This window comes from Deltaproteobacteria bacterium (assembly GCA_028818775.1).
Lineage (GTDB): Bacteria > Desulfobacterota > Binatia > UBA9968 > JAJDTQ01 > JAJDTQ01.
Map to the genome: position 1 here is coordinate 1 of JAPPNE010000038.1, position 25,108 is coordinate 25,108.

Here is a 25,108-nt window from a genome sequence, read left to right on the forward strand (position 1 = left end):
CCCCCCCCCCCCCCCCCCCCCCCTCCGCCCCCCTGCCTTGTTTTTTTTTTTTTTTTGGGGGGGCTCGGGGGGGGGGGGCGCCCGCGGCCCGCCCCCCCCCCCCCCCCCCCCCACGACAATGGGGTTGGTCTATTTCTTGCGGGCCAGCAGCGCGGGGATGTACTCGTTCTTGAGCCAATCCCACCCCGGCGACGGCTGGAGCAGGGTCTTGGTGACCTTGTCGGCGTCCGGACCCTTGATGTAGTCCAGCTTGAGCCCGAAGATCTTTTCCCACTCCTTCACGTAAGCCGGATCGGAGTACATCTTGTCGAAGGCGGCCCGGATGATCGCCACGCGGTCCGCCGGCGTGCCCGGAGGCACCACCAGCGTACGGTTCAGGGTGCGCAGGGTCGGACCGGTCAGCTTGTACGCTTCCCAGGCCGCGCCCGAGGGAGCCTTGCCCTGCACCTGTTTGTAGACTTCCTCGAAGGTCGGAATGTCGGTGCCGGGAGAGCGGATGACCTTCCCGTCGGGAGTCAACACGCCACCCTGCCAGATGACGACGGCCACCCCTTCCTGGATGGAGGAATAGTACCGGCCCCCGCTGCCGAGCACGTGATGGAGGCCTGTACCGCCGACGTAGGAAACCTCTCCCGACAGGAACGCCAGGGCCATCTGGGCCGTGCCGGGGTAGCCCACCGCGAAAGTGTAGCCCTTGATGCCCAGCAGGTCGAGGCCGATGGCGTCATTCAGGAAGGACGACCCGGTGATGGAGCGCCCGGAAACCGCGATGGTCTTGGGATCGATCTTGGTCAGCTCGACCCCGGTCTTGACCTTGAGGAAGTCGCGGACGATGGCGGCGGAGGCGCCGCTGGTAGAGAAAATCGACGGCATCTTCGTCAGGTCGAAGTTGGGCTTGGGCTCCTTCAGGACCGAACTGCTCAGGTGGGTGGTGCCCATGATGGACCAGGTGAGGCCGTCCTTCTTGGCCTTGTGGTGGACGTAAGCGCCGTGGATCAGGCCGGAGGCGCCCGGCATGTTGATCTTGACTACCTTCGTGGGCATGCCGGGAAGGTACTTGCCGATCCGTCGGGCGATGAGCCGGCCCTCGGTGTCGTGACCGCCGCCCGGGGAATAGCCGGACAGGATCTGGATTCTCTTGCCTTCGGTGAAGGCCTGCGCGGAGCCGTGGACGAGAATCCCCAGCACCGCACAGGTCACGAACAACAACGACAGTCTGCGTAGGGTCATGGATTTCTCCTTCTCGCGCGGGATGCGTCGCCCCTCCGCTCAACCAACGCCTACTTGGCGGCGACAAACTTGCGGAGGTGGTCCTGCCACTCGGCGGGAGCCATGGTCTCGTCGCGGATCCGGCTCGCATCTTCAGGCGTCACGAGCACCGGCGCAAGCTTCTGGCCGAAGACCCGCTCCCAGTCCTTGACGAAGCCCGGATCCTTGGCCATCTTCCCGACCGCGTCGCGCAACTCCTTGACCTTGGCCGCGGCAATGCCCGGAGGCAGCACCAGGGTACGGGTCAGATTCGAGATGCCCAGACCGATGGCGCGCCACGCTTCCCAATCGGGCCCCGAGGGCTCCTTCTTGTGGACCGCCTTGAACACTTCATACAGCGTGGGGACATCTCCCTTTACCGTGGCGGACCGCGCGATGGTCCCGTCGCCCTTGAGGATACCGCTCTGGTACATGGGGAACACCAAGCCACGTTTGTGCAGGTCCACAAAGGCGCCGCCGCCCACCAGATGCGCGTCGCTGGCCACGAAGTAGCTCACCTCGCTCCGTTCCATGGCGGCCCGGATGGGTGAGGTACCCCCATAGGCGCACACCGCTGTGTACTTCTCGACGCCCAGGAGGCGCAGGGCCAACTGGCCGCGCAGGCACGAGGAACCCTGCTTGGAGCGGCCGGCCACCGCGATCTTCGAGCGGTCGACCTTGGTCAACAGATCGTTGGCGTTCCTGGCCCCGAGAAAGTCCCGCGTCAGATGAACCTGGATGCCGGCAACGGACCAGATGATCGGCATCTTCAGAAGGTCGTACTTGACCATCTCCGGCGGCGCGAGCACGGCCTGGAGCCCGTGGCTGCTGCCGAAAAGGCCGATGGTCCTCCCGTCGGGCTTCGCCCGGTTGTACACGTAGGAGGACATGATCATGCCTCCGGCCCCGGGCATGTTCTGGACGATGACTTTGGGGTTTCCGTCAAGGTACTTCCCCAGGTAGCGCGCCATGACCCGCGCCTCGATGTCGTGGCCGCCGCCGGGCGGGTAACCGATCAGGATGGTAATCGTCTGAGCTGACGCCGCGGTCGTCGTCAACCCGGCGAAGAGCAATAGGAAAAACACGGTGCACCAACTCTTTGCTCTCGATCTCGTCATGATTCGTTCACCTCTCAACTGATGGAGCCATTCGTTCGGGCAAAGCCGACCCCGCCGCGTTCCGCTACGCACGGAAACGCGGCACCAAACGCAAACGGGCCGAGGACTCCAGTACAACCGGGTTCCTCAGCCCGTCTGTCCTTGACGGCCGCCCCTTCCGGAACCGGCCTGCATCGGGAGTGTCCCCGGCGCGGAAACCGGGGGCGCTCCGTCCGCACGAAACCTATTTCTTGGCTGCCGGTATCGTCAGCTTCGCGGTGGCCAGGGTTTTCCCGTCACCGTCCACCAGCATGACCTCGTGGTCGCCAGGCTTCAGCAGGCGCTTGATGGTCCGACCCCGGATACCCCAAGTCGTCGAGACCATGCCCTTGTCGTCGGCCTTCTCAACGGCGGGCTTCACCAGGAAGCTCACGTCCGAAAGGACGCCGCCCATCATCGTCCGGATCCCCACCTCTTGGCCCGCCTTCAGACCCTCAGCGGAGATCTTGACCTGCAGCCGGCCCTTCTTCGTACCACCCACGTCCACCATCAGCTTGGGGCCCATTGCCATGGCAACGGTCGACAACAGGAACAACGCACCCAAGACCGTGGCCAACCCTACTAACCTTTTCTTCGCAACCATATGCTACCTCCCTTTGGTTATTTGCTCCGCTGATCCAGACGGCCCATTTATACGTAAACCCTGCGGCAAATGTCAAGAGTCCCCCCCACCGAACTTTGACCTCCTATATCAGATGGGCACCATGCTCGACAAGTACCGCTCCACCAGTCCCAGAATGAAGGCCTGAGGGGCATCGATCAAGCCCGGAGGCCAGGGGATGTGCAGCACCATCTCGAACACCCCGATCATGAACACCATCATGACCACCATGTAGGTGACGGCCACCTTCCAGGACTCGCCCGCCTGAAGGCGCAGGTAGAGGAGCAGGAAGAGCGGCACGCTCAGGATGAAGCCGATGATCCAGATGCAGGCGTAAAGGCCGAAGATCCACGAGAAGATGTTGACGGCGCGCTGGATCACCACGGACACCGGCACGCTGCGGTCCACCGGCAGGTCCATCACACCGGCCAGGTCCTCATCCTCGTTCCTGTTGCGGAAGAGGTCCATGCCGAGCTGCAGGAAGCACAGCAGCATGGTGGGGATGCCGATGCTCCAAGGGAACAGCCGTGCCTGGAACTGCCACTGCTTGGCGGTCATCACCAGACCCACCATCAGGATGAGGATGAGGACGGTGAACAGCGCGCCCGGGTTGGCCTTAAGCTTCATCGGTATCCCCGCTCTCGTGGTCCACCCGCGTATCCCGCTCCTGCTGCAGCTCGCGCTGCTTGCGCGCGTTGCGCACGCCGTAATACAGGCTGACGACGATGAGCACCGCCACGATCATCACGATGGGACGGGCCATCCACGCGGCGCCGTAACGGCTGACGGAGATGAAGAGGTAGTTCTCGATGATGCCGCTCAGCACAAGCCCGAGGATCAGCGGCGGCCGCGGCCAGCCGAACCGCTTCATGAGCCAGCCCAGCAGCGAGAAGAACAGGAGCGACCAGAGATCGCCGTAGTGCCGAGTGGCCTGGAACGACGCCAGGAAGACGATCACCACCACCAGCGGGGTCAGCAGGTTGATCCGCACCATGGCGATCTTCGCCAGCGTATTGGTCAACAGCATGCACAGGATCGTGCCGAAGATGTTGGCCACGGCCAGGCTCCAGATCATCGTGTAGGTGACCGCCAGGTCCTTGGTGAGCATGGCCGAGCCGGGCGTCAGTCCCTGGATGGTCATGGCGCCGAGCAGCAGCGCCATGGACGCGCTGCCGGGCACGCCGAAGGCGATGGTGGGGATCAGCGCCCCGCCCTCCTTGGCGTTGTTGGCGGCCTCCGGCGCCAGCACGCCGCGCACGTCGCCGGTGCCGAAGGTCTCGTTGGCGCCCTTCTCCGTCTGGATGGCGTGGCCGTAGGCGAACCAGTCCACCACCGACGCGCCCAGCCCCGGAATGGCGCCGACGAACACCCCCACCACGCCGCAACGCAACACCAGGAACCAGTTGCGGAAGGTGTCGCGAATCCCCGAGAGCACCCCTACGAGCCGCTCCTTGGGCACGTCCGCGATGCGTGTCCCCCGGATGGTGAGATCGACGATCTCGGGGATGGCGAAGATGCCCAGGGCCACCGGGACCAGCGGCACGCCGTCCCACAGATAGAGCTGCCCGAAGACCCAACGGAGCACGCCGGTCTGCGGGTCCATCCCGACCATGCCGACGCACAAGCCCAGGGCGCCGGCGATGAGCCCTTTCACGGGCGCGTTGCCGCTCAGCACCGCCACCATGGAGATGCCCAGGAAGCCCAGCATGAAGAACTCGGGGGAGCCGAACGCCAGCACGATGGGGCGCAGCACCGGGATCGACAGCGCCAGCACCAGCGAGCCGAACACGCCGCCGATCAGCGACGCCATGTAGGCGCCGCCGAAGGCGCGCCCGGCTTCGCCCTTCTTGGCCATGGGATGGCCGTCGAGGATGGTGGCCTGGGACGCCGACGTGCCGGGGACGCCGAAGAGAACCGAGGGGATGGTGTCCGAGGTGCTCGTCACCGAGATCAGGCCGATCATGATGGCGAAGGCCTCGAAGGAGTCCATGTCGAACGTGAAGGGCAGCAGGATGGCAAGGCCCACGAGACCACCGAGCCCGGGTATGGCGCCCAGGGCGAGCCCCATGAACACCCCGATGAACAGATACCCCAGCCGGGTCGGAACCAGGAGGTTCTCAAATGCCACGACGGCAGCTTCCCACATAGAAACTCCCTTCTGCCCCCTACGAAATCCACAGGGATATATCTAGGTCCGGGAGGGCTGTCAAGGCTGTGGCGGAGCAACGCAGGATCACTAGGCGCCCGGACGCACCCGTTGCGGGATCGAAAGAAACCGACTAATCTCCCGTAGCCGCAACGCGACACAACCCCGGAAAGGAACGTCACCATGGGAAACATCGGCATGTGCTTCGTCAACCCGGCTCCGCATATCGACGCCGGATTCGTCCCCGCCATGGCGCGGAAGTGCGACGAGGGCGGTTTGCACTCGTTCTGGACCATCGACCGCATCGCCTACGACAACCTGGAACCCTTGACCGTGCTCGCGGCCGCGGCTGGCGCTACGCAACGTGTCCGCCTGGGCACCTCGGTGCTGCTGTCGGCGCTGCGCCATCCCGCGCTCCTGGCCAAGACGGTGGCCACCCTCGACTTCCTGTCCCAGGGCCGCGTGACGCTGGGCATCGGTTTCGGCAGCCGCGAGAACGACTTCACCTCGGTGGAGGTGCCGTGGGAGCACCGCGGAAGCCGGGCGGAGGAGTCCCTCAAGCTCATGAAGCGCCTGTGGACCGAGGAGGTGGTGGAGCACCACGGCCGGTACTTCGACCTCCACAGCACGCACTTCGGCCCCGAGACCGTGCAGTCGCCCCATCCCCCCGTGTGGATGGGGGGCGGTGCCGAGTCCGTCCTGAAGCGCGTGGGCCGGTACGCCGACGGCTATATCTGCGGCAGCAACGCGGTGCACAACTTCGACGCGGTGTGGGAGAAGATCAGCGGGCACGCCCGCGCCGCCGGCCGGAACCCGGACGACATCGAGAAGGCCGGGCTCACCTTCATCGCCATCGACGACGACAAGAGCAAGGCGGTGGAGGCGTGCGAGAACTACCTCATCCGCTACTACGGCAAGGTGCGCATGGACGTGGAGAAGTACATGCTGGTGGGTAGCGCCGGCGCCTGCGCCGACGGCATCAACCGCATCTTCGCCGGCGGCCTGCAGACCCTGATCATCGGCCTCGCCATCTCCGACCTGACGCAACTGGACACTTTCGTGGAGAAGGTAATGCCGCAGGTGGAGGGCTAACCGCCTACAGCGGCGCCGGGCCCTCGAAGTCGCCGATGTAGGGCAGCTTGTCGGCCGTCTGCGCCACCTCGTCCATGTTGCCGAGCAGCAGCGCCGTGGAGTCCCACGTCCCCGTGGTGAGGGCGTTGCGGTGGCCGTCGCTGATGTCGATGTCGATGTCGCCGCCGTCCGGCAGGCGCACCTTGCGGGCTTCGAGATCCACCGTCAGCTCCGCCGTGGGGTCGCTCTCCACCAGCGCCATGAGCCTGCCGACGTCCTCGGACGACGCCATCACCGTAGGCATGCCCAGCAGCACGCTGCTGCCGGCGAAGATGGGGCCGAAGGATTCGCCGATGATGGCGCGGATGCCCCACCGGTACAGTGCCTGGGGCGCGTGCTCCCGCGACGACCCGCAGCCGAAGTTGCGGTTCACCACCAGCACCTCGGCGCCCTGGAAGCGCTCTTCGTTGAACGGGTGGTCGACGAGGTTGCCGCCGGCGTCGTGGCGCTCGTCGAAGAACGGGTACTCGCCCATCCGGTTGAAGGTGATTTCCTTGAGGTAGCGGGCCGGGACGATGCGGTCGGTGTCGATGTCGTGGCCCCGCACCACCACGGCCCTGCCGCCTACCTGCTTGATCTCGTTCATGACGACCTCGTTCCGTTGATCAGTTGTACTGGCGCACGTCCACGACCTTGCCGTTCAAGGCGGCGGCGGCCACCATGGCGGGGCTCATCAGCAGGGTGCGCCCTTCCGGGCTCCCCTGGCGGCCGATGAAGTTGCGGTTGGACGAGGAGGCGCACACCTCCCGGCCGTTGAGCTTGTCCGGGTTCATGGCCAGGCACATGGAACAGCCGGCCTCGCGCCACTGGAAGCCCGCTTCGGTGAAGACCCGGTCGAGGCCGGCGGCCTCGGCCTGTTTCTTGACGTCGGCGGAGCCCGGCACCACCAGGGCCTTGACCCCGTCGGCCACCCTCCGCCCCTCGGCCACCCGCGCCGCGGCGATGAGGTCCGAGAGCCGCGAATTGGTGCACGAACCGATGAACGCCACGTCGATGGGAGTCCCGAGTATGGGCGCGCCCGGCTCCCAACCCATGTGCGTGTAGGCCTTCTCCACGCTCTTGGGGTCGGTCAATTCCTCGGGGCGCGGCAGGTTCTCCAGCACGCCCACCGCCTGGCCGGGATTGATGCCCCAGGTGACCGTGGGCTCGATGGCGGAGCCGTCGATGTCCACGACGTCGTCGTAGGTCGCGTCCGGGTCCGACGCCATGGAGCGCCAGTAGGCCACCGCGCGGTCGTACGCCTCGCCCTTGGGCGCGAACGGCCGGCCCATGACGTAATCGTAAGTGGTCTGATCGGGGTTCACGTAACCCACGAGCGCGCCGCCCTCGATGCTCATGTTGCACACGGTCATGCGCTCGTCCATGTTCATGCGGTCGAGCACTTCGCCCGCGTACTCGTACGCGTAGCCCTTGCCGCCGCCGACGCCGAGCTGCCGGATGATGGTGAGGATCACGTCCTTGGCGTGCACACCCAGGGGAAGCTTGCCGTTGACGTTGATGCGCCGCACCTTGAGCCGGTCCATGGCCAAGGTCTGCGTGGCGAGCACGTCCCGCACCTGGCTGGTGCCGATGCCGAAGGCCAGCGTGCCGAAGGCGCCGTGGGTGCTCGTGTGGCTGTCGCCGCACGCCAGCGTCATCCCCGGCTGGGTGAGGCCCAACTGCGGGCCGATGACGTGGACGATGCCCTGGCGGTCGCTGTCGAGACCGTAGAACTCGATGCCGAAGTCCCGGACGTTCCTTTCCAGCGCGGCCGTCATCGCCTCGGCCTGTTCGTCTGCAAAGGGCCGGACGCGCATGTCCGTGGGGACCACGTGATCGATGGTGGAGAAGGTGCGCTCGGGGTAGGCGATGGGAAGGCCGCGCTCCCGCAGCATGTCGAAAGCCTGCGGCGTGGTGACCTCGTGGACCAGGTGCAGGCCGATGAAGAGCTGGGTCTGCCCGGTGGGGAGCGTGGTCACCGCGTGGGAGTCCCAGACCTTGTCATAGAGTGTACGTTCGGACATGGATTCATGTTCTCCTTTGGCGGGAATTTATAGCCAGCGGCCGGTGCCAATTCAAGCGTCCTTCGACTTCGCTTCGCTACGCTCAGGACGAACGGTGTCATGGATTACAGCACCGATGGAGCCCAACACCGTTCGTCCTGAGCGTAGCGAAGCGAAGTCGAAGGACGCCATCCGGCACCGGTTCACCGCAGATGCCTATTCGTAGTGTACCTCCACCAGGAACAGGCCGCGGGCCGGGGCGGTGGCGCCGGCGACCTTGCGGTCACGGCTGCGGATCAGCGCGGGCAGATCGCCCGCCGCCCGCTCGCCCAGTCCCACCTCCACGAGCGTGCCGACGATGTTGCGCACCATGTGGCGCAGATAGCCCGTGGCCTCGATGCGGTAGACCCAGTGGTCTTCCCATGGGAACAGCGCGTTGTGGTAGACGCGCCGCACCGGCGTGGCCGCGCCGCAACCGGCGGCCCGGAACGACGAGAAGTCGTGCTCTCCTTCCAACGCCGGGAGCGCGGCGCGCATGGCGTCCACGTCCAACGGCCGCATCACGTGCCACGCGTAGCGGTCGTGGAACACCGACCGCCAAGGGTGGTTCCAAAGCCGGTACTCGTAGACGCGCCGGCGCGCGTCCCGGCGGGCTTCGAAGGACGGAGACTCCTCCTCCACCGCCTTGACCGTGATATCATCCGGGGTAAGCGCGTTGAGGCTCCGCCGGAGCCGCCCCAGGTCCCGGTCGTCGGGACAGGAGAAGTTCGCCACCTGGCCCAGCGCGTGCACGCCGGCGTCGGTGCGCCCGGAACCGTGGATGCGCACGGGCTCCTTGAGCAGCACCGCCAGCGCCTCCTCCAGCGCGCCCTGGACCGTCGGCCCCTCGGGCTGGAGTTGCCATCCCCGGTAGCGGGTGCCGTCGTATTCGAGGGTCAGTCGAACGTTCATGGGTAGACACCACCCCCGAGCAAGCCTATCCGTCATTCCCGCGGAAGCGGGAATCCAGGGGCGGTGGCGGGGCACTACAGCGGCGTTTCCCCACCTCCCCCGCCTGGATTCCCGCATTCGCGGGAATGACGTTTCAGGAGATTGTTGCCTTTCTCAGATGGGGTTTGACACAGCCTGTTTCGCGGGAATGACGAATTCGGAGACGGCGGGATCAGTGGTAGTCGCGGATCAGGATCTCGGCGATCTGGACGGCGTTGAGGGCGGCGCCCTTGCGCAGGTTGTCGGCCACGACCCAGAGGTTGATGCCGTTGTCGACGGAGTCGTCCTCGCGGATGCGCCCCACGCAGGTGGCGTCCTTGCCGGCGGCCTCGGTGGCCAGCGGGTACTCGTTGGCCTGGAGATCGTCCTGCAGCAGCACGCCGGGCGCCTCCTTGAGAAGCGCGCGCGCGTCGCCGGCGGTCAGCTTGGTGCGGGTCTCGACGTTGATGGATTCCGAGTGGCTGCAAAAGACGGGTACGCGCACGGCCGTGACGCTGATGCGAATGTCCGGGTCGTCCAGGATCTTGCGCGTCTCCTGGATCATTTTCAGCTCTTCCTTGGTGTGGCCGCCGGGGAGGAACGTATCGATGTGCGGAATACAGTTGAACGCGATCTGGTGCGGGAACTTCTCGCATTCCACGTCCTTGCCGTTGAACAGCGCCGCGGTCTGCCTGCCGAGTTCTTCCATGGCCTGGCGCCCGGCGCCGGACACCGACTGGTAGGTGGACACGACGATGCGGCTGATGCCCGCCACGTCGTACAGCGGCTTCAGCGCCACCACCATCTGGATGGTGGAGCAGTTGGGGTTGGCGATGATGCCGCGCTGGACGTGGTCGGCGATCTTCTCCGGGTTGACCTCCGGCACCACCAACGGGACGTCGTCCTCCATGCGGAAGCAACTGGTGTTGTCGATGACCACCGCGCCCTCGTCCACCGCCGCCTGCGCGTAGCGCGCGCTCACGGACCCGCCGGCGGAGAACAGCGCGATGTCGATGTCGTCGAAGGAGTCCTCGTCCAGCACCTCCACCAGGATCTGCCGGCCGCAAAAGTCGAGGCGCTGCCCCGCCGAGCGCTCGGATGCCAGCAGCCGCAGGGTATCCACCGGGAACTGCCGCTCCTCAAGGATCTTGCGCATTTCCTCGCCCACCGCGCCGGTGGCTCCCACCACCGCCACGTTGTACGTGTCCTTGTCCTTGAAAGCGCCCATGTCTCTCCCTTGCCTGAAACTTTCGGGCTCCGGGCTGCCTCCACAAGAACTGGCGTCCTTCGACTTCGCCGAGGAGCCTGTCCTGAGCTTGTCGAAGGGCTCAGGACGAACGGGCAATGGATCCTACAACCGTTCGTCCTGAGCGTAGCGAAGCGAAGTCGAAGGACGCCAACTTACGCCGCCCGGCTCGCCTCGATCTCCCGGCGCACCCGCTCGCCCATCTCCTTGCAGCCCACCACCGCGGCCTCGCCCTCGGCGATGTCGAGCGTGCGGCAACCCGTCTCCAGCACCCGTTCCACCGCCTGCTCGATGCAGTCGGCGGCGGCGCCCTGGTCGAAGGAGTGGCGCAACATCAGCGCCACGGTGAGGATGGTGGCCAGCGGGTTGGCCTTGTCCTGCCCGGCGATGTCCGGCGCGCTGCCGTGCACCGGCTCGTACATGCCCACCTTGCCGCCGAGGCTCGCCGACGGCAGCATGCCGATGGAACCGGTGAGCATGGCGGCCTCGTCGCTCAGGATGTCGCCGAACATGTTCGTGGTGACGATGACGTCGAACTGCCGGGGATCGCGGATGAGCTGCATGGCGCAATTGTCCACGAGCACGTGCTCCAGCTCCACGTCGCCGTAGCCCTCCTCGTCGCGCACGCGCGTCACGACCTTGCGCCACAGCTCGGTGGACTCCAACACGTTGGCCTTGTCCACCGAAGTCACCCGGCCGCGGCGCCGGCGCGCCGCGTCGAAGGCCACCCGCGCGATGCGTTCGATCTCCGGCGTGGTGTAGACCAGGGTGTTGACCCCGCGCTCGCTGCCGTCGGGCTCCTTCGTGACGCCCTTGGGCTGCCCGAAATAGATGCCCCCGGTCAGCTCCCGCACCACCACGAGGTCCGTGCCTTCCACCACCTCGGGCTTGAGCGTCGAGGCCCGCGCCAGCGGCGCGAACAGTTTCACCGGCCGCAGGTTGGCGAACAACCCCAGTTCCTGGCGCAGCGCCAGCAGCGCCCGTTCCGGCCGGATGGAGTAGTCGAGTCCGTCCCACTTGGGTCCGCCCATGGCACCCAGCACCACCGCGTCGGCGGACTTGGCCAGAGCCAGCACCTCGTCGGTCAGGGGCTTGCCGTGGGCGTCGATGGACGCACCCCCCACCAGTCCTTCTTCCACCTCGACGGTGAATCCGAAGATGTCGCCTGCCTGGCGCAGCACCGTCATCGCCTCGGCCACCACTTCCGGGCCGATGCCGTCGCCCGGAAGCACCGCTACCTTGTGACTCATGGACCCCCCTCGACTGAAGCCTGGCGATGACGCTTGCGGTACTCGAGGCGGTTCAACGCGTTCACGTACGCCAGCGCGCTCGCCATGATGATATCCGTGTGGGAACCTTTCCCGGAGATGTTGATGTCCTTTTCCTGGAGCATGCACGACACCTCGCCCTGGGCGTCGGTGCCGCCGGTGACACTGGAAACCGAGTAGCGCCGCAGCTCGGCGCGGCTGCCGGAGATCTTGGCGATGGCTTTATAGCACGCATCCACCACCCCGTCACCCGTGTCGTGGGCCATCTTCTCTTCGCCGTCCACGCGCATGCGCACGGTGGCCGACGGCACCGCGGCCGAGCTCGACGCGATGTTCATGTACACCAGCTCGTAGCGGTCCGGCTGGCTCGGGATGCGCAGCACCTCGTCCGCCACCAGCGCCTCGATGTCCTCGTCGAAGACCTCTTTCTTCTTGTCCGCCAGCTCCTTGAAGCGCTCGAAGGCACGGTTGATCTCATCCTTGTTGAGGGAGAAGCCGAGCTGCTGCAGCCGCTCGCCGAAGGCGTGGCGGCCGGAATGCTTGCCCATCACCAGCCGGTTGCCCGTAATGCCGACGGTCTCGGGCTTCATGATCTCGTAGTTGAGCTTGTGCTTGAGCACGCCGTCCTGGTGGATACCGGCCTCGTGGGCAAAAGCGTTGTCGCCCACGATGGGCTTGTTGAGCGGCACCGTGATGCCCGTGACCTGGGAGAGCAGGCGCGACGTCGGGTAGATCTGCTCGGTGTGGATGCGCGTGTCGAGACCGAACACCGGCTGGCGTGTCTTGAGCGCCATGACCACCTCTTCCAGCGAGGTGTTGCCGGCGCGCTCGCCGATGCCGTTCACCGTGCACTCCACCTGGCGCGCGCCGTTGGCCACCGCGGCCAGCGAGTTGGCCACGGCCAGGCCCAGGTCGTTGTGACAGTGGGCGCTCCATGTGACCTTGTCCGACCCTTCGGTGTTCTCGATCAGGTAGCGCACCAGTTCGCCGAACTCCGACGGGATCGCGTAGCCCGTGGTGTCGGGAATGTTGAGGGTCTTGGCGCCCGCGCGGATGGCCTCGCTGAACACCTCCACCAGGAAGTCCCGGTCGCTCCGAGAGGCGTCCTCGGCCGAGAACTCGACGTAGTCGAGGTAACGCCGGGCATGGGCCACCGCCGTGCCCACCGATTCCATGACCTCGTCGCGGGACATGCGCAGCTTGTGCTTCATGTGGATGTCGGAGGTGGCGATGAAGGTATGGAGGCCGGGCTTGCGCGCCCCGTCCACCGCCTTGGCCGCCTTGCGGATGTCGCCGAGCTGCGCCCGCGCCAAGCTCAGCACGATGGGCCGCTTGACCGCCTTGCACACCTGCACCACGGACTCGAAGTCCCCGGGCGAGGACGCGGCGAAGCCCGCCTCGATGACGTCCACTCCCAGCTTGTCGAGTTGACGCGCGATGAGGACCTTCTCGTCGATGTTCATGCTCGCCCCGGGCGACTGCTCGCCGTCCCTCAGGGTCGTGTCGAAAATGTTGACAACGTTGTTGGCGCCCATGGTCTTCCTCCTCAAAAAAAAACTCCCGCGGAGGGCGGGAGTTTCGGTGATGCAAGCTGGGATTCGCTCATTTCAGGCTTGTACGAGTACCTGCGTCTCCCTCCGTCGCTTCCGCACGGCGAGTAACCATAGTAAGGGGCCCGATAACGTGTACAGCAACAACGCTACAAACAGCACGATCTGCCACATAGCGATGGTAAGTATAACGACTGCCAACGCGGAAAGCAACAACCAAATGGTGCTGCGCCTCTTGAAGTGGTGCTGCTTCGGGCTCAGGTAGCGGAAGTTGCTGACCATCAGGGCCGCCAACACGCAGGTGACGACGGTGAAGACCACCGGCTTGCCGGCGGCGCCGTCGAGCCCCAGCATCAGGAAGATGAACAGCGTGGCGGCGATCATGGCGGCGGCCGCGGGGATGGGCAGGCCTGTGAAGTAGCTCTTCTCCGCGGTCAGGGTCTGCACGTTGAAACGCGCCAGCCGCAACGCGCCGCACACGGCGAACAGCGCCGGCGCGAGGCCGCCCCAGGGACCCCAGGACTGCAGGGCGAACACGTACACCAGCACCGCTGGAGCCACGCCGAACGAAACCACGTCCGCCAGCGAGTCGAACTCGACGCCGAACTGGCTGGTGGTGTGGGTGAGGCGCGCGACCGCGCCGTCGACCCCGTCCAGCACGTGCGCCGCCAGGATCCACAGGGCTGCCTGGGGGTACTCCCCTCCGATGGCAAAGAAGATGGCGAACACGCCGCAGACGAGATTGCCCGCGGTGAACAGGCTCGGCAGCAGGAAGATTCCCCGCCGCAGCCGGGTGGACGGCCCCCGGCGCTTGAGCCGGCGGCGTTGCATCTTCCCGCGGGGGATCAACCCGACTTTCCGGAGCGGCGTTTCCCTCTTCTCGGCGGTGTTCTTGGAACTCTCCATGCCATTCACGGTCAAAGCCGCGCGACGATGGTCTCGCCGCCGCGAACGCGCTCGCCGGGCCGCACCACGACCGTGGCGTCCGCGGGCAGGTGAAGGTCCACGCGCGAGCCGAACATGATCATGCCAAAACGCTGGCCCCGTTGCAACGAATCGCCGCGTCCGACGTCGCAGACGATGCGGCGCGCGAGAAAGCCGGCGATCTGCACCACGCGGACGGTCCTGCCCGAGGCATCCGTCAACTCGACCGCGTTGCGCTCGTTCTCCTCCGATGCCTTGCCCTTGTACGCGGCCAGGAAACGGCCCGCTTGGTAGCGAATGTCCGCCACCCGTGCGTCCAACGGCGCGCGATTGATATGCACGTCGAGAGGCGAGAGAAAGATACTGACCCTGCGGCCACGGGGGTGCGCACCGTCGTCGTCGACTTCCACGACCTTGCCGTCGGCGGGGGAAACCACCAGCCCTTCACCGCCGGGCGCTACCCGCGCGGGGTCGCGAAAGAACCCCGCCACCGCCGCGGCCACCGCCAGCAGCGCCACCGCGGCCGCCGTCCAGCCTACGACAAAGGCCGCCGCCGCCAGGCCCAGGGCCGGAAAAACGAACCGGTAGCCTTCTCGTGCGATTCCGATGGGAGTGTCCCCGCGCGGCGGCACCGCGCGCCAGGAACGCCGGATCAGTTCCGGCTCTTGTCCACCAGCCGGTTCTCGGCCAGCCAGGGCATCATGGAGCGGAGTTGCTCGCCCACCTTCTCGATGGGATGGCTCCGGGAGGCCTGGCGCAGCTCGTTGAAGTTGGGCGAGCCGGAGCGGTGCTCGTTCATCCACTCGTCGGCGAACTTGCCGGACTGGATGTCCGCCAGAATCTCCTTCATGACCCTGCGCGTGCCGTCGTCGACGATGCGCTTCCCGCGCGTCAGATCGCCGTATTCCGCGGTGTTGCTGACGGAATAGCGCATGTTGGCCAGCCCGCCCTCGTAGATCAGGTCGACGATGAGCTTGACCTCGTGGCAGCACTCGAAATACGCCATCTCGGGCGGGTAGCCCGCCTCCACCAGGGTCTCGTAGCCCGCCTGGATGAGCGCCGTGATGCCGCCGCACAAAACCGTCTGCTCGCCGAAGAGATCGGTTTCCGTCTCGTCCTTGAACGTGGTCTCGATGACCGCCGCGCGGGCGCCGCCGATGGCCGCGGCGTAGGCGAGGCCCACGTCGCGGGTGTCGCCGGACGGATCCTGCTGAATCGCCAGCAGGCACGGCACCCCCCGGCCGCGCTCGAACTCGCTGCGCACCAGGTGGCCGGGGCCCTTGGGCGCCACCATGAAGACGTTCACGTCGGCGGGCGGCACCACGCGCTTGAAGTGGATGTTGAAGCCGTGGCCGAAGGCCATGTAGTTGCCGGGCTTGAGGTTGGGCTGGATCACCTCCTGGTAGACGCCCCCTTGCAACTCGTCCGGCAACAGCACCATCACCACGTCCCCCGCCGCCGTCGCTTCCGCCGTCTCCATCACCGTGAGACCCGCGTCCGCGGCCTTGGCCCAGGAGGCGCTGTCGCGCCGCAGACCCACCACCACGTCGACGCCGGAGTCGCGCAGGTTCGTGGCGTGCGCGTGTCCCTGGCTGCCGTAGCCGAGCACGGTGACCTTGCGGTCGCGGATCCGGCTCAGATCCGCGTCCTGGTCATAATAGACTTGCATGACGAACCTCCCTGGTTGGGGTAATGACGGAGAAGTGGACGGGCTCCACCCTTTACAGGGCGTCGCGCGCGATGGCGATCCGGCCGGTGCGGACGATCTCCTTGATGCCCATGGGCTTCAGGCGATCGATCACCGCCTGGATCTTGCCGGCGTCTCCCGACACCTCGAGCGTGTAGGTCTGCGGGGTCGAATCGACGATGTTGGCGCGGAAGATCTCCGCGATGCGGATGGCTTCGTCCCGCTGTTGTGCCTGCTTGGTGAGGATCTTGATGAGCGCCGTTTCCCGCTCGAGGTGATCCTCCTCGGTCAGGTCGACGACCTTGAGAACCTCGATGACCTTGTTGAGCTGCTTCATGATCTGCTCGATGATGACCTCGTCCCCCGAGGTCACCACCGTGATCATGGACACCGTGGCGTCCGGCGTGGGCGCCACGGAAAGGCTTTCGATGTTGTAGCCACGAGCGCTGAACAGGCCCGCCACGCGCGCGAGCACACCCGGGTTGTTCTCGACCAGGACCGAAATCACATGTTCCATGCACGCAACCCTTACGCCGAACCCTTACGCCGGCAAAACGGCGTCCGCATCCTCTCCCTTTTTCCGCGAGGGCTTGCGCGCGGTCTTCAGTTGCGGCGGGTCCTCCAGCACCATCTCGTGCTGCGCCCCGCCGGCGGGGATCATCGGATAGCAGTTCTCGAACCGGTCGATGACGAAGTCCATCATCACCGGACCCTTGTGCTTCAACCCCTCCTTCAGCACCGCCTCGACGTCCGCCGGCCCCTCGGAGCGGAGCCCGAGAATGCCGTAGGCCTCGGCGAGCTTGACGAAATCGGGAGTGTTGCCCAAGTCGCTGGAGGCGTAGCGCCCTTCGTAGAAGAGGTCCTGCCACTGGCGCACCATCCCGTGGAACTGGTTGTTGAGCAGGATGATCTTCACCGGCAGCTTGTGGATGGCGGCCACCGCCAGCTCCTGGAGATTCATCTGGAAACTGCCTTCGCTGGTAATGCACAGCACGGTCTTGTTGGGATACGCCTTCTGCGCGCCGAGGGCGGCGGGGAACCCGAAGCCCATGGTGCCGAGCCCGCCCGAGGTGAGGAAGGTGCGCTGGAGGCCGCTCTTGAAGTACTGCGCCGCCCACATCTGGTGCTGGCCCACGTCGGTGACCACGATGGCCTTGTGCTTCGTCAGCTCGTACGCCTTGTCGATGACGTACTGCGGCTTGGTCTCCTTCTTGCCCTCCTGCTGGTACGCCAGCGGATGCTGCGCGGACCAGGCGTTCACCTGCTTGAGCCACGGCCGGCGCTGCGCCTTGACGCTGGCGGGATTGCCGTCCATGGAGCTCAGCGCCTGCACCAACTCCTTCAATACCGTCTTGACGTCGCCCACGATGGGGATGTGCGCGTGGACGTTCTTCTTGATCGACGTGGGATCGATGTCGATGTGGATCACACGCGCGCGCGGCGAGAACTCCGACAGCTTGCCGGTCACCCGGTCGTCGAAGCGGGCGCCCACGGCGATGAGGAGATCGGCCTCGTGCATGGCCATGTTGGCGCAATAGGTGCCGTGCATGCCGAGCATGCCCATGCACAGCGGATGGGTGCCGGGGAACGAGCCCAACCCCATCACCGTCATGGTCACCGGGATCTGGGTCAGGTCCGCCAGCTCGCGCACCTCGTTGGCCGCTCCCGAGAACACCGCGCCGCCGCCCACGTACATCACCGGCCGCTTGGCCTTGAGGATCTCCCCGGCCGCCTGCTTGATCTGGTAGCGGTTGCCGGAGACCGTCGGCCGGTAACCCCTGAGCGAGACCTTGTCGGGATAATGGAACTCGGCGGACTCCGTGGTGACGTCCTTGGGGATGTCCACCAGGACCGGGCCGGGGCGGCCGGTGTTGGCGATGTAGAAGGCCTCCTTGATGACCGTGGCGAGGTCCTTGACGTCCTTCACCAGCACGTTGTGCTTGGTACAGGGACGGCTGATGCCGATGTTGTCCGCCTCCTGAAAGGCGTCGTTGCCGATGAGGGCGGTGGGCACCTGGCCGGTGAACGCCACCAGCGGCACCGAATCCATCATGGCGTCCGCCAGCCCGGTGACGATGTTGGTCATGCCCGGTCCCGAGGTCACCAGCGCCACGCCTGCCTTGCCCGTGGCCTTGCCGTAACCCTCGGCCATGTGTATCGCGCCCTGCTCATGCCGGGTCAGGACAACCTCGACGTCGTTCTGCTGGTGCAGGACGTCAAACAGCTTGAGGACCACTCCGCCAGGGATGCCGAAAATGGTTTTCACTCCCTCGCACTTGAGCGACTCCACAAATATTTCCGACCCGGTCAACTTCATCGTTTTCTCCCCTCAGCTCGCCGACTTGTACTTGCCGAGAATCTGCATGATCCGGTCCTTGCCGACGAGCTTCAGTTTCTGGATGCGCTTCTTCTCCATCTCCTCTTCGGGCGACAGGTAACCCTTGTCATGCAAGTCCCCCAGCAGACGCTCGTACTCGAGATGTTCTTCGTAGTATTTGCGCAGTTCCGGGTCCTTGTCCATGACGGAAGCAATCATCTGCTCCTCTCTTTCCTCCATGTCGCGACCTCCTGATCGAAGAATTGGGACAAGCTATCAAACTTATCCAACGGCCGTTTCCTTGTCAACGCGAAACGGTCCGCCGGAGCGTGGTCAGGGCTGTCCCGCGGCGCCGCGGGGGGCGCTCGCCACCGCGTCGGGCGGGCGGATGTAGCGCGGCGCCAGCGAAGCGGCGGCGGTCTCCGGCGCGGCGGCGTACCCGGCTTCGGCGAGGCGCGCCACGGCGGCCGCGACCGAGGCATATTCGGTCCCGTCGCTCACGCGGGCGCGGCCCGCGCCGCACCGGGTGATCACGTCGGCGTAGGCCCGGGCGCCGCTCCCCAGGTAGAGGCACGGACCCGCGGCCACCGACTCCACGCGCCGGACCATGGCCTCGGGTGCCGCCAGGGAATCCTCGATAAGGCACTCGAAGTCCGCCGCCGTGCGCCGGAAGAGGGCGGCGTAGACCTCGCCCTTGCGCGCGTCGATCATGGGGCAGACGTAAACGGGGTCCTTTTCCGCCGGCACCCGGTAGGCCGAGGCCTCCAGGGTGCGCACCCCGAGCACCGGGATCTCCGAGCCGTACACCAGCCCCTTGGCCGTGCTGATGCCGATGCGCAGCCCGGTGAACGAGCCCGGCCCCACCGCCACGCCCAGGAGCGAGAGGCTCGAGAACGCTGCGCCGGCGTCGTCGAGCACCTCCTCGATGAGCGGCAGCAAACCCTCGGCGTGGTTCGAACGGCCCGGCCGCCGCTCGCGCGGGCGCACCGACTCTCGCGCGCGCTCCGCCACCAACGCGCCGCCGTCCAGGACCGCGGCGCTCAGCAGCGCCGTCGAGGTGTCCAGTCCGAGTACTCTCATCGCCGCGCCGGTCAGCCGAAGAGCCGCGCCAGATCGTTGTAGAACGCGTACACCATGACGAAGAGCAACAGCACCAGGCCGAACTGCTGCGCCCGTTCCCGCTGCCTCGCCTCCAGGGGTCTTCCGCGCACGGCCTCGATGAAGAAGAACAGCAGGTGACCGCCGTCCAGCATGGGAATGGGCAGCAGGTTGAGCACGCCGAGGTTGACGCTCAGGAGCGCCACCAGGAACAGGTAGTTGGCAAGGCCCCGTTGGGCCTGCTCCCCCGCCACCTGGGCGATCATCAACGGTCCGCCGAGATTGGCGGAGTCGACCCGGCCCACCACCATCTTGACCAGCACCTCGAAGGTGAGCAGCGTCATCTCCACGGTGCGCGTCACCGCCAGCCACGCCGCGGTCAGCGGGTTGGGCCGGTCCACCTCCACGGTGCCCGCGCTCTGGATGCCGATGAGCCACACGTCCTCGGTCTCGCCCAGGATATTGGGCGCCTGTCCCGCGGTGGGGCGCAAGGAGACCATGAACTCCCGTCCCTCCCGCGCCACCCCCAGCTCCAGTGCGCGGCCGCCGCTCTCCCGAACCGCGTGCGACAACGCGTCCCACGAACGGATGGGGCGGTCGCCCACCATGACAACGCGGTCGCCGGCCTGGAGCCCGGCCGAGGCCGCGGGCGAACCCGGCTGGACACCGCCGATCTCCGCCGTGCGGTAGGGGACGCCGAAAATGACGAAGACCAGCAGGAAGACCGCCACGGCCAGGACGAAGTTCGCCCCCGGGCCGGCCGCGACGATGGCGGTGCGGGCCGCCAGGCTTCGCTGGGAAAAGGACCGGTCCGGGTCCTCGTCGAGCACCTCCTCGCGCGGATCCTCGCCCATCATCCGGACGTAGCCGCCCAACGGAAAGGCGCTGATGCAGTATTCCGTTTCGCCGTAGCGGCGCACCAGGACCTTGGGGCCGAAGCCGATGGAGAAGGTGAGCACGCCCACGCCGGCCTTCTTGGCCACGAGGAAGTGCCCCAGCTCGTGGAGGAACACCAGCACGCCGAACGCCACCACCGCGGCGGCGATCATGAAAACGATATCGATCAATGGGCCGACCCGTTGCGTTGCACGAGGTCCTTGGCGAACGCCCGCGCCCAGCGGTCGGCCTCCAGGACCTGCTCCAGGCGCCGCGGCTTGACCGGCTCGTGAGAGGCGATGGTCTCCCGGCTGATCTCGTGGATGCGGCGAAAGCCGATGCGTCCTTCCAGGAAAGCCGACACCGCCACCTCGTTGGCGGCGTTGAGGACAGGGGGAACGGTGCCTCCCCGGGCGAGCGCGCCGTAAGCGATGTCCAGGGCGGGATAGCGCGGGCCTTCCACGTCCATGAAGGTGAGCTGGCCGCCCTGGGTCAGGTCGAGCGGCGACAGCCCGGTGTCGAGCCGTTCCGGGTAGGAGAGTGCGTAGGCGATGGGGATGCGCATGTCGGGGATCCCGAGCTGCGCCATGACCGCGCCGTCGCGGTAGCGCACCATGGAGTGGACGATGCTCTGGGGATGGATCATCACCTCCACGCGCTCCGCGGGCAGGCCGAAGAGCCAGCGCGCCTCGATGACCTCCAGTCCCTTGTTCATCATGGTGGCGGAATCGATGGTGATCTTGGGACCCATCTTCCACGTGGGATGCTCCAGCGCCTGACCGACGCTGACCTCCGGCAGTTCACCGAGCGGCGTGCGCAGGAACGGACCGCCCGAGGCGGTGAGGATGATCTTGTCCACGTCTTTCCGGCGGTTCCCTTCGAGGCACTGGAACACCGCGCTGTGCTCGCTGTCCACCGGCAGAAGGCGCACGCCGCGCTTGCGCGCCTCGCGCACGAAGAGTTCCCCGGACATCACCAGGGCTTCCTTGTTGGCCAGTCCCACGTCCTTGCCGGCCTGCACCGCGGCGAAGGTCGGCACCAGTCCGGCGCCGCCCACGATGGCCGCGAGCACGAAGTCCGCGCTGGGCTCGGTGGCCGCGGCCACGGCGCCGTCCTCGCCGTACACGATCTCGGTCCGGCGCCGCCCCATGAGCTTGCGCAGCACATCCACGTCACCGCGTTCCGTGACGCTGACGATGCGCGGGGCGAACTCCGCCACCTGCTCCGCCAGCAGTTCCAGGTTGCGTCCGGCCACGAGTCCGCTGACCTTGAACCGGCGCTTGAACGTGCGGATCACGTCCAGGGCATTGACCCCGATGGTCCCGGTGGAACCGAGGATGACGATGCGTTTCATGGTTAAAGCAACCGCAGACAGTAGGTGCTCACGACACCCGGAAAGACGAGGCTGTCAAGCCGGTCCATCAGGCCGCCGTGACCCGGCAGGATGCCGCCGGAGTCCTTGGCGGCGAACCCGCGCTTGATGAGCGACTCGAACAGGTCGCCGACCTGCGCGATGACGGCGATGGCCGGGGAAAGCCAAAGCAAGTGCGCCAACGGCAACGCCAGCAGCCACGCACCCGACACCCATCCGGCCAGCGCGCCCGCGACGGTGGCGGCGATGGCGCCCTCCACCGTCTTTCCCGGACTGATTGAAGGATACAACTTTCTCCGGCCCACGGCCACACCGGCGAAGTAGGCGGCGCTGTCGCTGCAGAACACCACGATCAACACCCACAACACCCACTCGTAGCCGCCGCGGTAAAGGACGATGAAGTGGGGGAACAGGTAGCCCAGGTAGAAGGCGCCGGCCAGGGCCAGGCCGAGGTGGCGGTAACGTTCCTCCGCCGCGCCCCCGACAAAGACGAACGCGGCGAACAGGAGCGCCACGATCAGCGGCAGCAGGCTCGACAGACCGGGCGCGGCCAAGGTGAGGGAAAACAGCATGCCGGCCGCCACTCCCGTGAGACGCACCCCCCGGTGAGCCGGGAAGGCCATGCGGAAGTATTCGCAAAGGGCAACGAGGGCGAGGGCTTCGACGAACAGCGTGAACAGCCAGACGCGGTCCGCGACGACGATTCCGACGACGAAGGGGATTCCGACCAGTGCGGTCAGTACGCGGGCGCGCATCTGCGTAACCCCATTCGAGTGTCCCGGGTCAGCCCCGCAGGATCTGCTCGTCGGTCTTGCCGAATCGACGTTGGCGCCTCTGGAACTCCAGCAACGCCTCGATGTACTGACGCTTGGAGAAGTCAGGCCACAGCGTCGGGGTGATGTAGAGCTCCGTGTAGGGTATCTGCCAAAGGAAGAAATTGCTGATGCGCATCTCTCCGCTGGTGCGGATCAAGAGGTCCGGATCAGGTATGCACCCGGTCTCCGTATGGGCCGCCACCAGGGACTCGTCGATCTCGGGAAGGTCGTACTCCCCTTCCTTCACCTTGCGGGCGATGTCCCGGACCGTCCTGACGATGTCGTCACGGCCGCTGTAGCTCAACGCCAGGATGACGGTGATGGCGGTGTTGTGGCGCGTGAGGTCTATGTTCTGGTCCAGCACCCGGCGCACCGACACGGGCAGGCGTTGGCGGTCGCCGATGGCCATGAGCCGGATGCCCTCGCGCATCATGCGCTCTTGCTCGCACTCCAGGTAGCTCTCCAGCAACGCCATCAACCCCTCCACCTCATCGTGCGGGCGGTTCCAGTTTTCCGAGGAGAACGCGTACAGCGAAAGGTAGCGAATGCCCAGGTCACGGCTCAATTCCACCGTGGCACGCACCGCGGCCGTACCCTCCCGGTGGCCTTCCAGACGACTCTTGCCGCGCAGCCTGGCCCAGCGTCCATTGCCGTCCATGATGATCGCGACATGAGTGGGGAGCCGGCTCTTTTCCAGCCCGTGGAGATTCATTGCGAAGACCCGAAAGGTGGCAGCCCGGGGGCTGCACCAGTGCCGTGGGACACTAGACCTCCATGATCTCCTCTTCCTTGGCCTTGAGGAACCCGTCCACCTTGCCGACGAAATCCGTGGTGATCTTCTGGATGCGGTCCTGGCCGTGCTTGACGTCGTCCTCGGTGATCTCCTTGCCCTTCTGCATCGACTTCAGCTCTTCGATGGCGGCGCGCCGATGGTTGCGCACGGAGACCCGGTATTCCTCCGCGGTCTTGCGCACCTGCTTCACCAAGTCCCTGCGCCGCTCCTCGCTGAGCTCCGGAATCGGCACCCGGATGAGCTGACCGTCGTTGGCGGGGGTGAGGCCCAGGTCCGCCTTGAGAATGGCTCTTTCGATGCCGGCGATGGCGCTGCGATCATAGGCCTGGATCGTCACCAGCCGAGGCTCGGGAACGGCGACGGTGGCGATCTGGTTCAAGGGCGTCTGGGTGCCGTAGTATTCCACCACGACCCCGTCGAAGAGGGAGGCCGAAGCCCTGCCGGTGCGCACCCGTCCCAACTCCCGGCGCATGGCCGCCAGGGTCGTCTCCAGGTCGTCCTGAAAAGCCTGAAAGAAGACATCGTCCATCTGTCACCACCTACGGGCTTGTCTCCGGTTACCCGGTTCCCATGCTCACCAGGGTGCCGATGGGCTGACCGCTGACCACCTTGCGTATGTTGCCCCGCTCCATGACGTTGAAGACGATGATGGGAAGCCGGTTGTCCATGCAGAGCGAGATGGCGGTCGAGTCCATCACCTTGAGCTCCTTGCTGAGCACCTCCATGTGGGTCAACTCGCGGAAGAGCTTCGCCTCGTGGTTCTTCAGCGGATCGGTGTCGTACACGCCGCGCACCTTGGTGGCCTTCAGGATCACCTCGGCGCCCACTTCCATGGCGCGCAGGCTGGCGGTCGTGTCCGTGGTGAAGAAGGGGTTGCCGGTGCCGCCCGCCAGAATCACCACGCGGCCCTTCTCCAGGTGCCGCACGGCGCGCCGGCGAATGTACAACTCGGCCACCTGTCGCATCTCGATCGCCGACATCACCCGCGTGGAGACGCCGATCTTCTCGAGCGCGTCCTGCAGTGCCATGCTGTTGATGACCGTGGCGAGCATGCCCATGTAGTCGGCGCTGGCCCGGTCGATACCGTGTTCGCTCGCCTCGGCGCCACGCAGGATGTTGCCGCCGCCGATAACCAGGGCTATCTCGCAGCCCAGCTCGTGGACCTCCCGAATCTCCTCCACGAACCGCGCGACGGTGGCTGGATCGATGCCGTACTGGCGTTCTCCTGCGAGAACCTCTCCCGTGATCTTCAGAATGACTCGCCTGTATCTCAGCTCCGCGTCCGTCATTCGTTGGGACCCTGGTGAGCGCGGGCGGCCGCTAGTCCTTCATGCCTTCGCCAACCGTGTAGCGGACGAAACGCCGAACGCGGATGTTCTCCCCCAAGCGCGCGACGGCGTCCTGGATCAGGTCCTTCACGCGGCGGGTGGGTTCCTTGATGAAAGCCTGCTCCATGAGGCACGCGTCCTCGTAGAAGCGCTCCATCTTGCCGTCGACGATCTTGTCCAACACCGCCGCGGGCTTGTTGAGCTCCGCGGCCTGCTGCCGGTAAATGGACCGTTCCCGATCCAACTCCTCTTCGCCGACGTCCTCGCGTTGTACGTAACGCGGGTTGGCCGCGGCGATCTGCATCGAGATGTCCTTCACCAGCGCCTGGAACTCCTCCGTCCGGGCCACGAAGTCGGTCTCGCAGTTCACCTCCAGCAGGACCCCGATCTTGCTGCCGCCGTGGATGTACGCACCCACCAGGCCTTCGCTGGCCTCGCGCTCCGACTTGCGCGCCGCCAGCGCGAGCCCCTTCGCCCGCAGATGGTCCACGGACTTCTCGAAGTCACCCTCACATTCGAGGAGGGCCTTCTTGCAGTCCATGAAACCCGCGCCGGTCTTATCTCGCAGCTCCTTGACTAGACTCGCGTCGATGGCCATGC

26 protein-coding genes are annotated in these 25,108 nt (G+C 66.1%); 1 reads left to right on the forward strand and 25 read right to left on the reverse strand.

The features are described 5' to 3' along the window. Window positions 1-129: 129 nt before the first annotated feature. From OXU42_03230 to OXU42_03250, 5 genes are all read right to left on the reverse strand, one after another. A complete protein-coding gene (locus OXU42_03230; GenBank protein ID MDE0028401.1) occupies window positions 130-1,230 on the reverse strand; it encodes a hypothetical protein in 1,101 nt (366 codons plus the stop codon). Between the two features lie 50 nt (window positions 1,231-1,280). Further along, a complete protein-coding gene (locus OXU42_03235; GenBank protein MDE0028402.1) occupies window positions 1,281-2,366 on the reverse strand; it encodes a tripartite tricarboxylate transporter substrate-binding protein in 1,086 nt (361 codons plus the stop codon). Between the two features lie 223 nt (window positions 2,367-2,589). Further along, on the reverse strand, window positions 2,590-2,988 hold the full coding sequence (locus OXU42_03240; protein MDE0028403.1) for a hypothetical protein: 399 nt from the start codon (window positions 2,986-2,988) through the stop codon (window positions 2,590-2,592). 108 nt (window positions 2,989-3,096) lie between these two features. After that, window positions 3,097-3,633, reverse strand: coding sequence for a tripartite tricarboxylate transporter TctB family protein (locus OXU42_03245; GenBank protein ID MDE0028404.1), 537 nt, complete (start codon window positions 3,631-3,633; stop codon window positions 3,097-3,099). Next, window positions 3,623-5,134 (reverse strand): tripartite tricarboxylate transporter permease, encoded by a 1,512-nt coding sequence (locus OXU42_03250; GenBank protein MDE0028405.1) that lies wholly within the window; start codon window positions 5,132-5,134, stop codon window positions 3,623-3,625. Before OXU42_03250 ends, OXU42_03245 begins: the two co-directional genes overlap by 11 nt. 201 nt (window positions 5,135-5,335) lie before the next feature. Between OXU42_03250 and OXU42_03255 the strand changes: the two genes are divergently transcribed. Continuing rightward, window positions 5,336-6,244, forward strand: coding sequence for an LLM class flavin-dependent oxidoreductase (locus tag OXU42_03255; GenBank protein MDE0028406.1), 909 nt, complete (start codon window positions 5,336-5,338; stop codon window positions 6,242-6,244). A gap of 4 nt (window positions 6,245-6,248) precedes the next feature. Here the strand turns inward: OXU42_03255 and leuD are convergent, their stop codons facing one another. The 20 genes from leuD to tsf all read right to left on the reverse strand — a co-directional run bounded on the left by leuD (window position 6,249) and on the right by tsf (window position 25,106). Further along, window positions 6,249-6,869 carry a 3-isopropylmalate dehydratase small subunit gene (gene leuD / locus OXU42_03260; protein ID MDE0028407.1) on the reverse strand — a complete coding sequence of 207 codons (621 nt, stop codon included), beginning with the start codon at window positions 6,867-6,869 and terminating at the stop codon, window positions 6,249-6,251. A gap of 19 nt (window positions 6,870-6,888) precedes the next feature. Continuing rightward, window positions 6,889-8,286 carry a 3-isopropylmalate dehydratase large subunit gene (gene leuC, locus OXU42_03265; protein ID MDE0028408.1) on the reverse strand — a complete coding sequence of 466 codons (1,398 nt, stop codon included), beginning with the start codon at window positions 8,284-8,286 and terminating at the stop codon, window positions 6,889-6,891. A 195-nt stretch (window positions 8,287-8,481) separates the two neighbouring features. Beyond that, window positions 8,482-9,216 (reverse strand): tRNA pseudouridine(38-40) synthase TruA, encoded by a 735-nt coding sequence (truA, locus tag OXU42_03270; GenBank protein ID MDE0028409.1) that lies wholly within the window; start codon window positions 9,214-9,216, stop codon window positions 8,482-8,484. 211 nt (window positions 9,217-9,427) lie between these two features. Then, window positions 9,428-10,462, reverse strand: a complete 1,035-nt coding sequence (locus OXU42_03275) for an aspartate-semialdehyde dehydrogenase (GenBank protein MDE0028410.1) — start codon at window positions 10,460-10,462, stop codon at window positions 9,428-9,430. A 173-nt stretch (window positions 10,463-10,635) separates the two neighbouring features. Next, entirely contained in the window at window positions 10,636-11,730 is a 1,095-nt protein-coding gene (gene leuB, locus OXU42_03280) for a 3-isopropylmalate dehydrogenase (protein MDE0028411.1), read from the reverse strand. Then, window positions 11,727-13,283 (reverse strand): 2-isopropylmalate synthase, encoded by a 1,557-nt coding sequence (locus OXU42_03285; protein ID MDE0028412.1) that lies wholly within the window; start codon window positions 13,281-13,283, stop codon window positions 11,727-11,729. The genes leuB and OXU42_03285 overlap by 4 nt, the downstream gene beginning before the upstream one ends. A gap of 72 nt (window positions 13,284-13,355) precedes the next feature. Then, window positions 13,356-14,204 carry a CDP-diacylglycerol--serine O-phosphatidyltransferase gene (gene pssA, locus OXU42_03290; GenBank protein MDE0028413.1) on the reverse strand — a complete coding sequence of 283 codons (849 nt, stop codon included), beginning with the start codon at window positions 14,202-14,204 and terminating at the stop codon, window positions 13,356-13,358. An 11-nt stretch (window positions 14,205-14,215) separates the two neighbouring features. Beyond that, the gene (locus OXU42_03295) at window positions 14,216-14,854 is read right to left on the reverse strand and encodes a phosphatidylserine decarboxylase family protein (protein MDE0028414.1); all 639 of its coding nucleotides are present in this window, start codon (window positions 14,852-14,854) and stop codon (window positions 14,216-14,218) included. A gap of 20 nt (window positions 14,855-14,874) precedes the next feature. Continuing rightward, window positions 14,875-15,891: a ketol-acid reductoisomerase gene (ilvC, locus tag OXU42_03300; protein ID MDE0028415.1), complete on the reverse strand. Its 1,017-nt coding sequence runs from the start codon at window positions 15,889-15,891 to the stop codon at window positions 14,875-14,877. Between the two features lie 52 nt (window positions 15,892-15,943). Beyond that, a complete protein-coding gene (gene ilvN / locus OXU42_03305; protein ID MDE0028416.1) occupies window positions 15,944-16,426 on the reverse strand; it encodes an acetolactate synthase small subunit in 483 nt (160 codons plus the stop codon). A 24-nt stretch (window positions 16,427-16,450) separates the two neighbouring features. Then, window positions 16,451-18,226, reverse strand: a complete 1,776-nt coding sequence (gene ilvB, locus OXU42_03310; protein MDE0028417.1) for a biosynthetic-type acetolactate synthase large subunit — start codon at window positions 18,224-18,226, stop codon at window positions 16,451-16,453. A gap of 12 nt (window positions 18,227-18,238) precedes the next feature. After that, window positions 18,239-18,466 (reverse strand): DUF465 domain-containing protein, encoded by a 228-nt coding sequence (locus tag OXU42_03315; GenBank protein MDE0028418.1) that lies wholly within the window; start codon window positions 18,464-18,466, stop codon window positions 18,239-18,241. 93 nt (window positions 18,467-18,559) lie between these two features. Next, entirely contained in the window at window positions 18,560-19,306 is a 747-nt protein-coding gene (gene tsaB, locus OXU42_03320) for a tRNA (adenosine(37)-N6)-threonylcarbamoyltransferase complex dimerization subunit type 1 TsaB (GenBank protein ID MDE0028419.1), read from the reverse strand. An 11-nt stretch (window positions 19,307-19,317) separates the two neighbouring features. Next, entirely contained in the window at window positions 19,318-20,391 is a 1,074-nt protein-coding gene (rseP, locus tag OXU42_03325; GenBank protein MDE0028420.1) for an RIP metalloprotease RseP, read from the reverse strand. Beyond that, window positions 20,388-21,554, reverse strand: a complete 1,167-nt coding sequence (locus tag OXU42_03330) for a 1-deoxy-D-xylulose-5-phosphate reductoisomerase (protein MDE0028421.1) — start codon at window positions 21,552-21,554, stop codon at window positions 20,388-20,390. Before OXU42_03330 ends, rseP begins: the two co-directional genes overlap by 4 nt. Before the next feature lie 2 nt (window positions 21,555-21,556). Beyond that, window positions 21,557-22,327, reverse strand: coding sequence for a phosphatidate cytidylyltransferase (locus tag OXU42_03335; protein ID MDE0028422.1), 771 nt, complete (start codon window positions 22,325-22,327; stop codon window positions 21,557-21,559). A 28-nt stretch (window positions 22,328-22,355) separates the two neighbouring features. Next, window positions 22,356-23,099 (reverse strand): polyprenyl diphosphate synthase, encoded by a 744-nt coding sequence (gene uppS, locus OXU42_03340; protein MDE0028423.1) that lies wholly within the window; start codon window positions 23,097-23,099, stop codon window positions 22,356-22,358. 52 nt (window positions 23,100-23,151) lie between these two features. Then, window positions 23,152-23,709 carry a ribosome recycling factor gene (gene frr / locus OXU42_03345; protein ID MDE0028424.1) on the reverse strand — a complete coding sequence of 186 codons (558 nt, stop codon included), beginning with the start codon at window positions 23,707-23,709 and terminating at the stop codon, window positions 23,152-23,154. A gap of 28 nt (window positions 23,710-23,737) precedes the next feature. Next, window positions 23,738-24,469: a UMP kinase gene (gene pyrH / locus OXU42_03350; GenBank protein MDE0028425.1), complete on the reverse strand. Its 732-nt coding sequence runs from the start codon at window positions 24,467-24,469 to the stop codon at window positions 23,738-23,740. 31 nt (window positions 24,470-24,500) lie between these two features. Beyond that, complete coding sequence (gene tsf, locus OXU42_03355) at window positions 24,501-25,106, reverse strand: translation elongation factor Ts (GenBank protein ID MDE0028426.1); 606 nt, start codon at window positions 25,104-25,106, stop codon at window positions 24,501-24,503. Window positions 25,107-25,108 lie beyond the last annotated feature (2 nt).

Bases quoted from the DNA above. Each gene is read 5' to 3' on its own strand.
- pssA (MDE0028413.1), bottom strand. From the start codon at position 14,204: ATGGAGAGTTCCAAGAACACCGCCGAGAAGAGGGAAACGCCGCTCCGG.
- ilvN (MDE0028416.1), bottom strand. From the start codon at position 16,426: ATGGAACATGTGATTTCGGTCCTGGTCGAGAACAACCCGGGTGTGCTC.
- OXU42_03335 (MDE0028422.1), bottom strand. From the start codon at position 22,327: ATGCGCGCCCGCGTACTGACCGCACTGGTCGGAATCCCCTTCGTCGTC.
- OXU42_03330 (MDE0028421.1), bottom strand. From the start codon at position 21,554: ATGAAACGCATCGTCATCCTCGGTTCCACCGGGACCATCGGGGTCAAT.
- leuB (MDE0028411.1), bottom strand. From the start codon at position 11,730: ATGAGTCACAAGGTAGCGGTGCTTCCGGGCGACGGCATCGGCCCGGAA.
- OXU42_03275 (MDE0028410.1), bottom strand. From the start codon at position 10,462: ATGGGCGCTTTCAAGGACAAGGACACGTACAACGTGGCGGTGGTGGGA.
- OXU42_03315 (MDE0028418.1), bottom strand. From the start codon at position 18,466: ATGGAGGAAAGAGAGGAGCAGATGATTGCTTCCGTCATGGACAAGGAC.
- tsaB (MDE0028419.1), bottom strand. From the start codon at position 19,306: ATGAGAGTACTCGGACTGGACACCTCGACGGCGCTGCTGAGCGCCGCG.
- OXU42_03285 (MDE0028412.1), bottom strand. From the start codon at position 13,283: ATGGGCGCCAACAACGTTGTCAACATTTTCGACACGACCCTGAGGGAC.
- tsf (MDE0028426.1), bottom strand. From the start codon at position 25,106: ATGGCCATCGACGCGAGTCTAGTCAAGGAGCTGCGAGATAAGACCGGC.
- uppS (MDE0028423.1), bottom strand. From the start codon at position 23,099: ATGAATCTCCACGGGCTGGAAAAGAGCCGGCTCCCCACTCATGTCGCG.
- OXU42_03240 (MDE0028403.1), bottom strand. From the start codon at position 2,988: ATGGTTGCGAAGAAAAGGTTAGTAGGGTTGGCCACGGTCTTGGGTGCG.
- OXU42_03245 (MDE0028404.1), bottom strand. From the start codon at position 3,633: ATGAAGCTTAAGGCCAACCCGGGCGCGCTGTTCACCGTCCTCATCCTC.
- frr (MDE0028424.1), bottom strand. From the start codon at position 23,709: ATGGACGATGTCTTCTTTCAGGCTTTTCAGGACGACCTGGAGACGACC.
- ilvC (MDE0028415.1), bottom strand. From the start codon at position 15,891: ATGCAAGTCTATTATGACCAGGACGCGGATCTGAGCCGGATCCGCGAC.
- ilvB (MDE0028417.1), bottom strand. From the start codon at position 18,226: ATGAAGTTGACCGGGTCGGAAATATTTGTGGAGTCGCTCAAGTGCGAG.
- leuC (MDE0028408.1), bottom strand. From the start codon at position 8,286: ATGTCCGAACGTACACTCTATGACAAGGTCTGGGACTCCCACGCGGTG.
- OXU42_03235 (MDE0028402.1), bottom strand. From the start codon at position 2,366: ATGACGAGATCGAGAGCAAAGAGTTGGTGCACCGTGTTTTTCCTATTG.
- OXU42_03230 (MDE0028401.1), bottom strand. From the start codon at position 1,230: ATGACCCTACGCAGACTGTCGTTGTTGTTCGTGACCTGTGCGGTGCTG.
- OXU42_03255 (MDE0028406.1), top strand. From the start codon at position 5,336: ATGGGAAACATCGGCATGTGCTTCGTCAACCCGGCTCCGCATATCGAC.
- truA (MDE0028409.1), bottom strand. From the start codon at position 9,216: ATGAACGTTCGACTGACCCTCGAATACGACGGCACCCGCTACCGGGGA.
- pyrH (MDE0028425.1), bottom strand. From the start codon at position 24,469: ATGACGGACGCGGAGCTGAGATACAGGCGAGTCATTCTGAAGATCACG.
- leuD (MDE0028407.1), bottom strand. From the start codon at position 6,869: ATGAACGAGATCAAGCAGGTAGGCGGCAGGGCCGTGGTGGTGCGGGGC.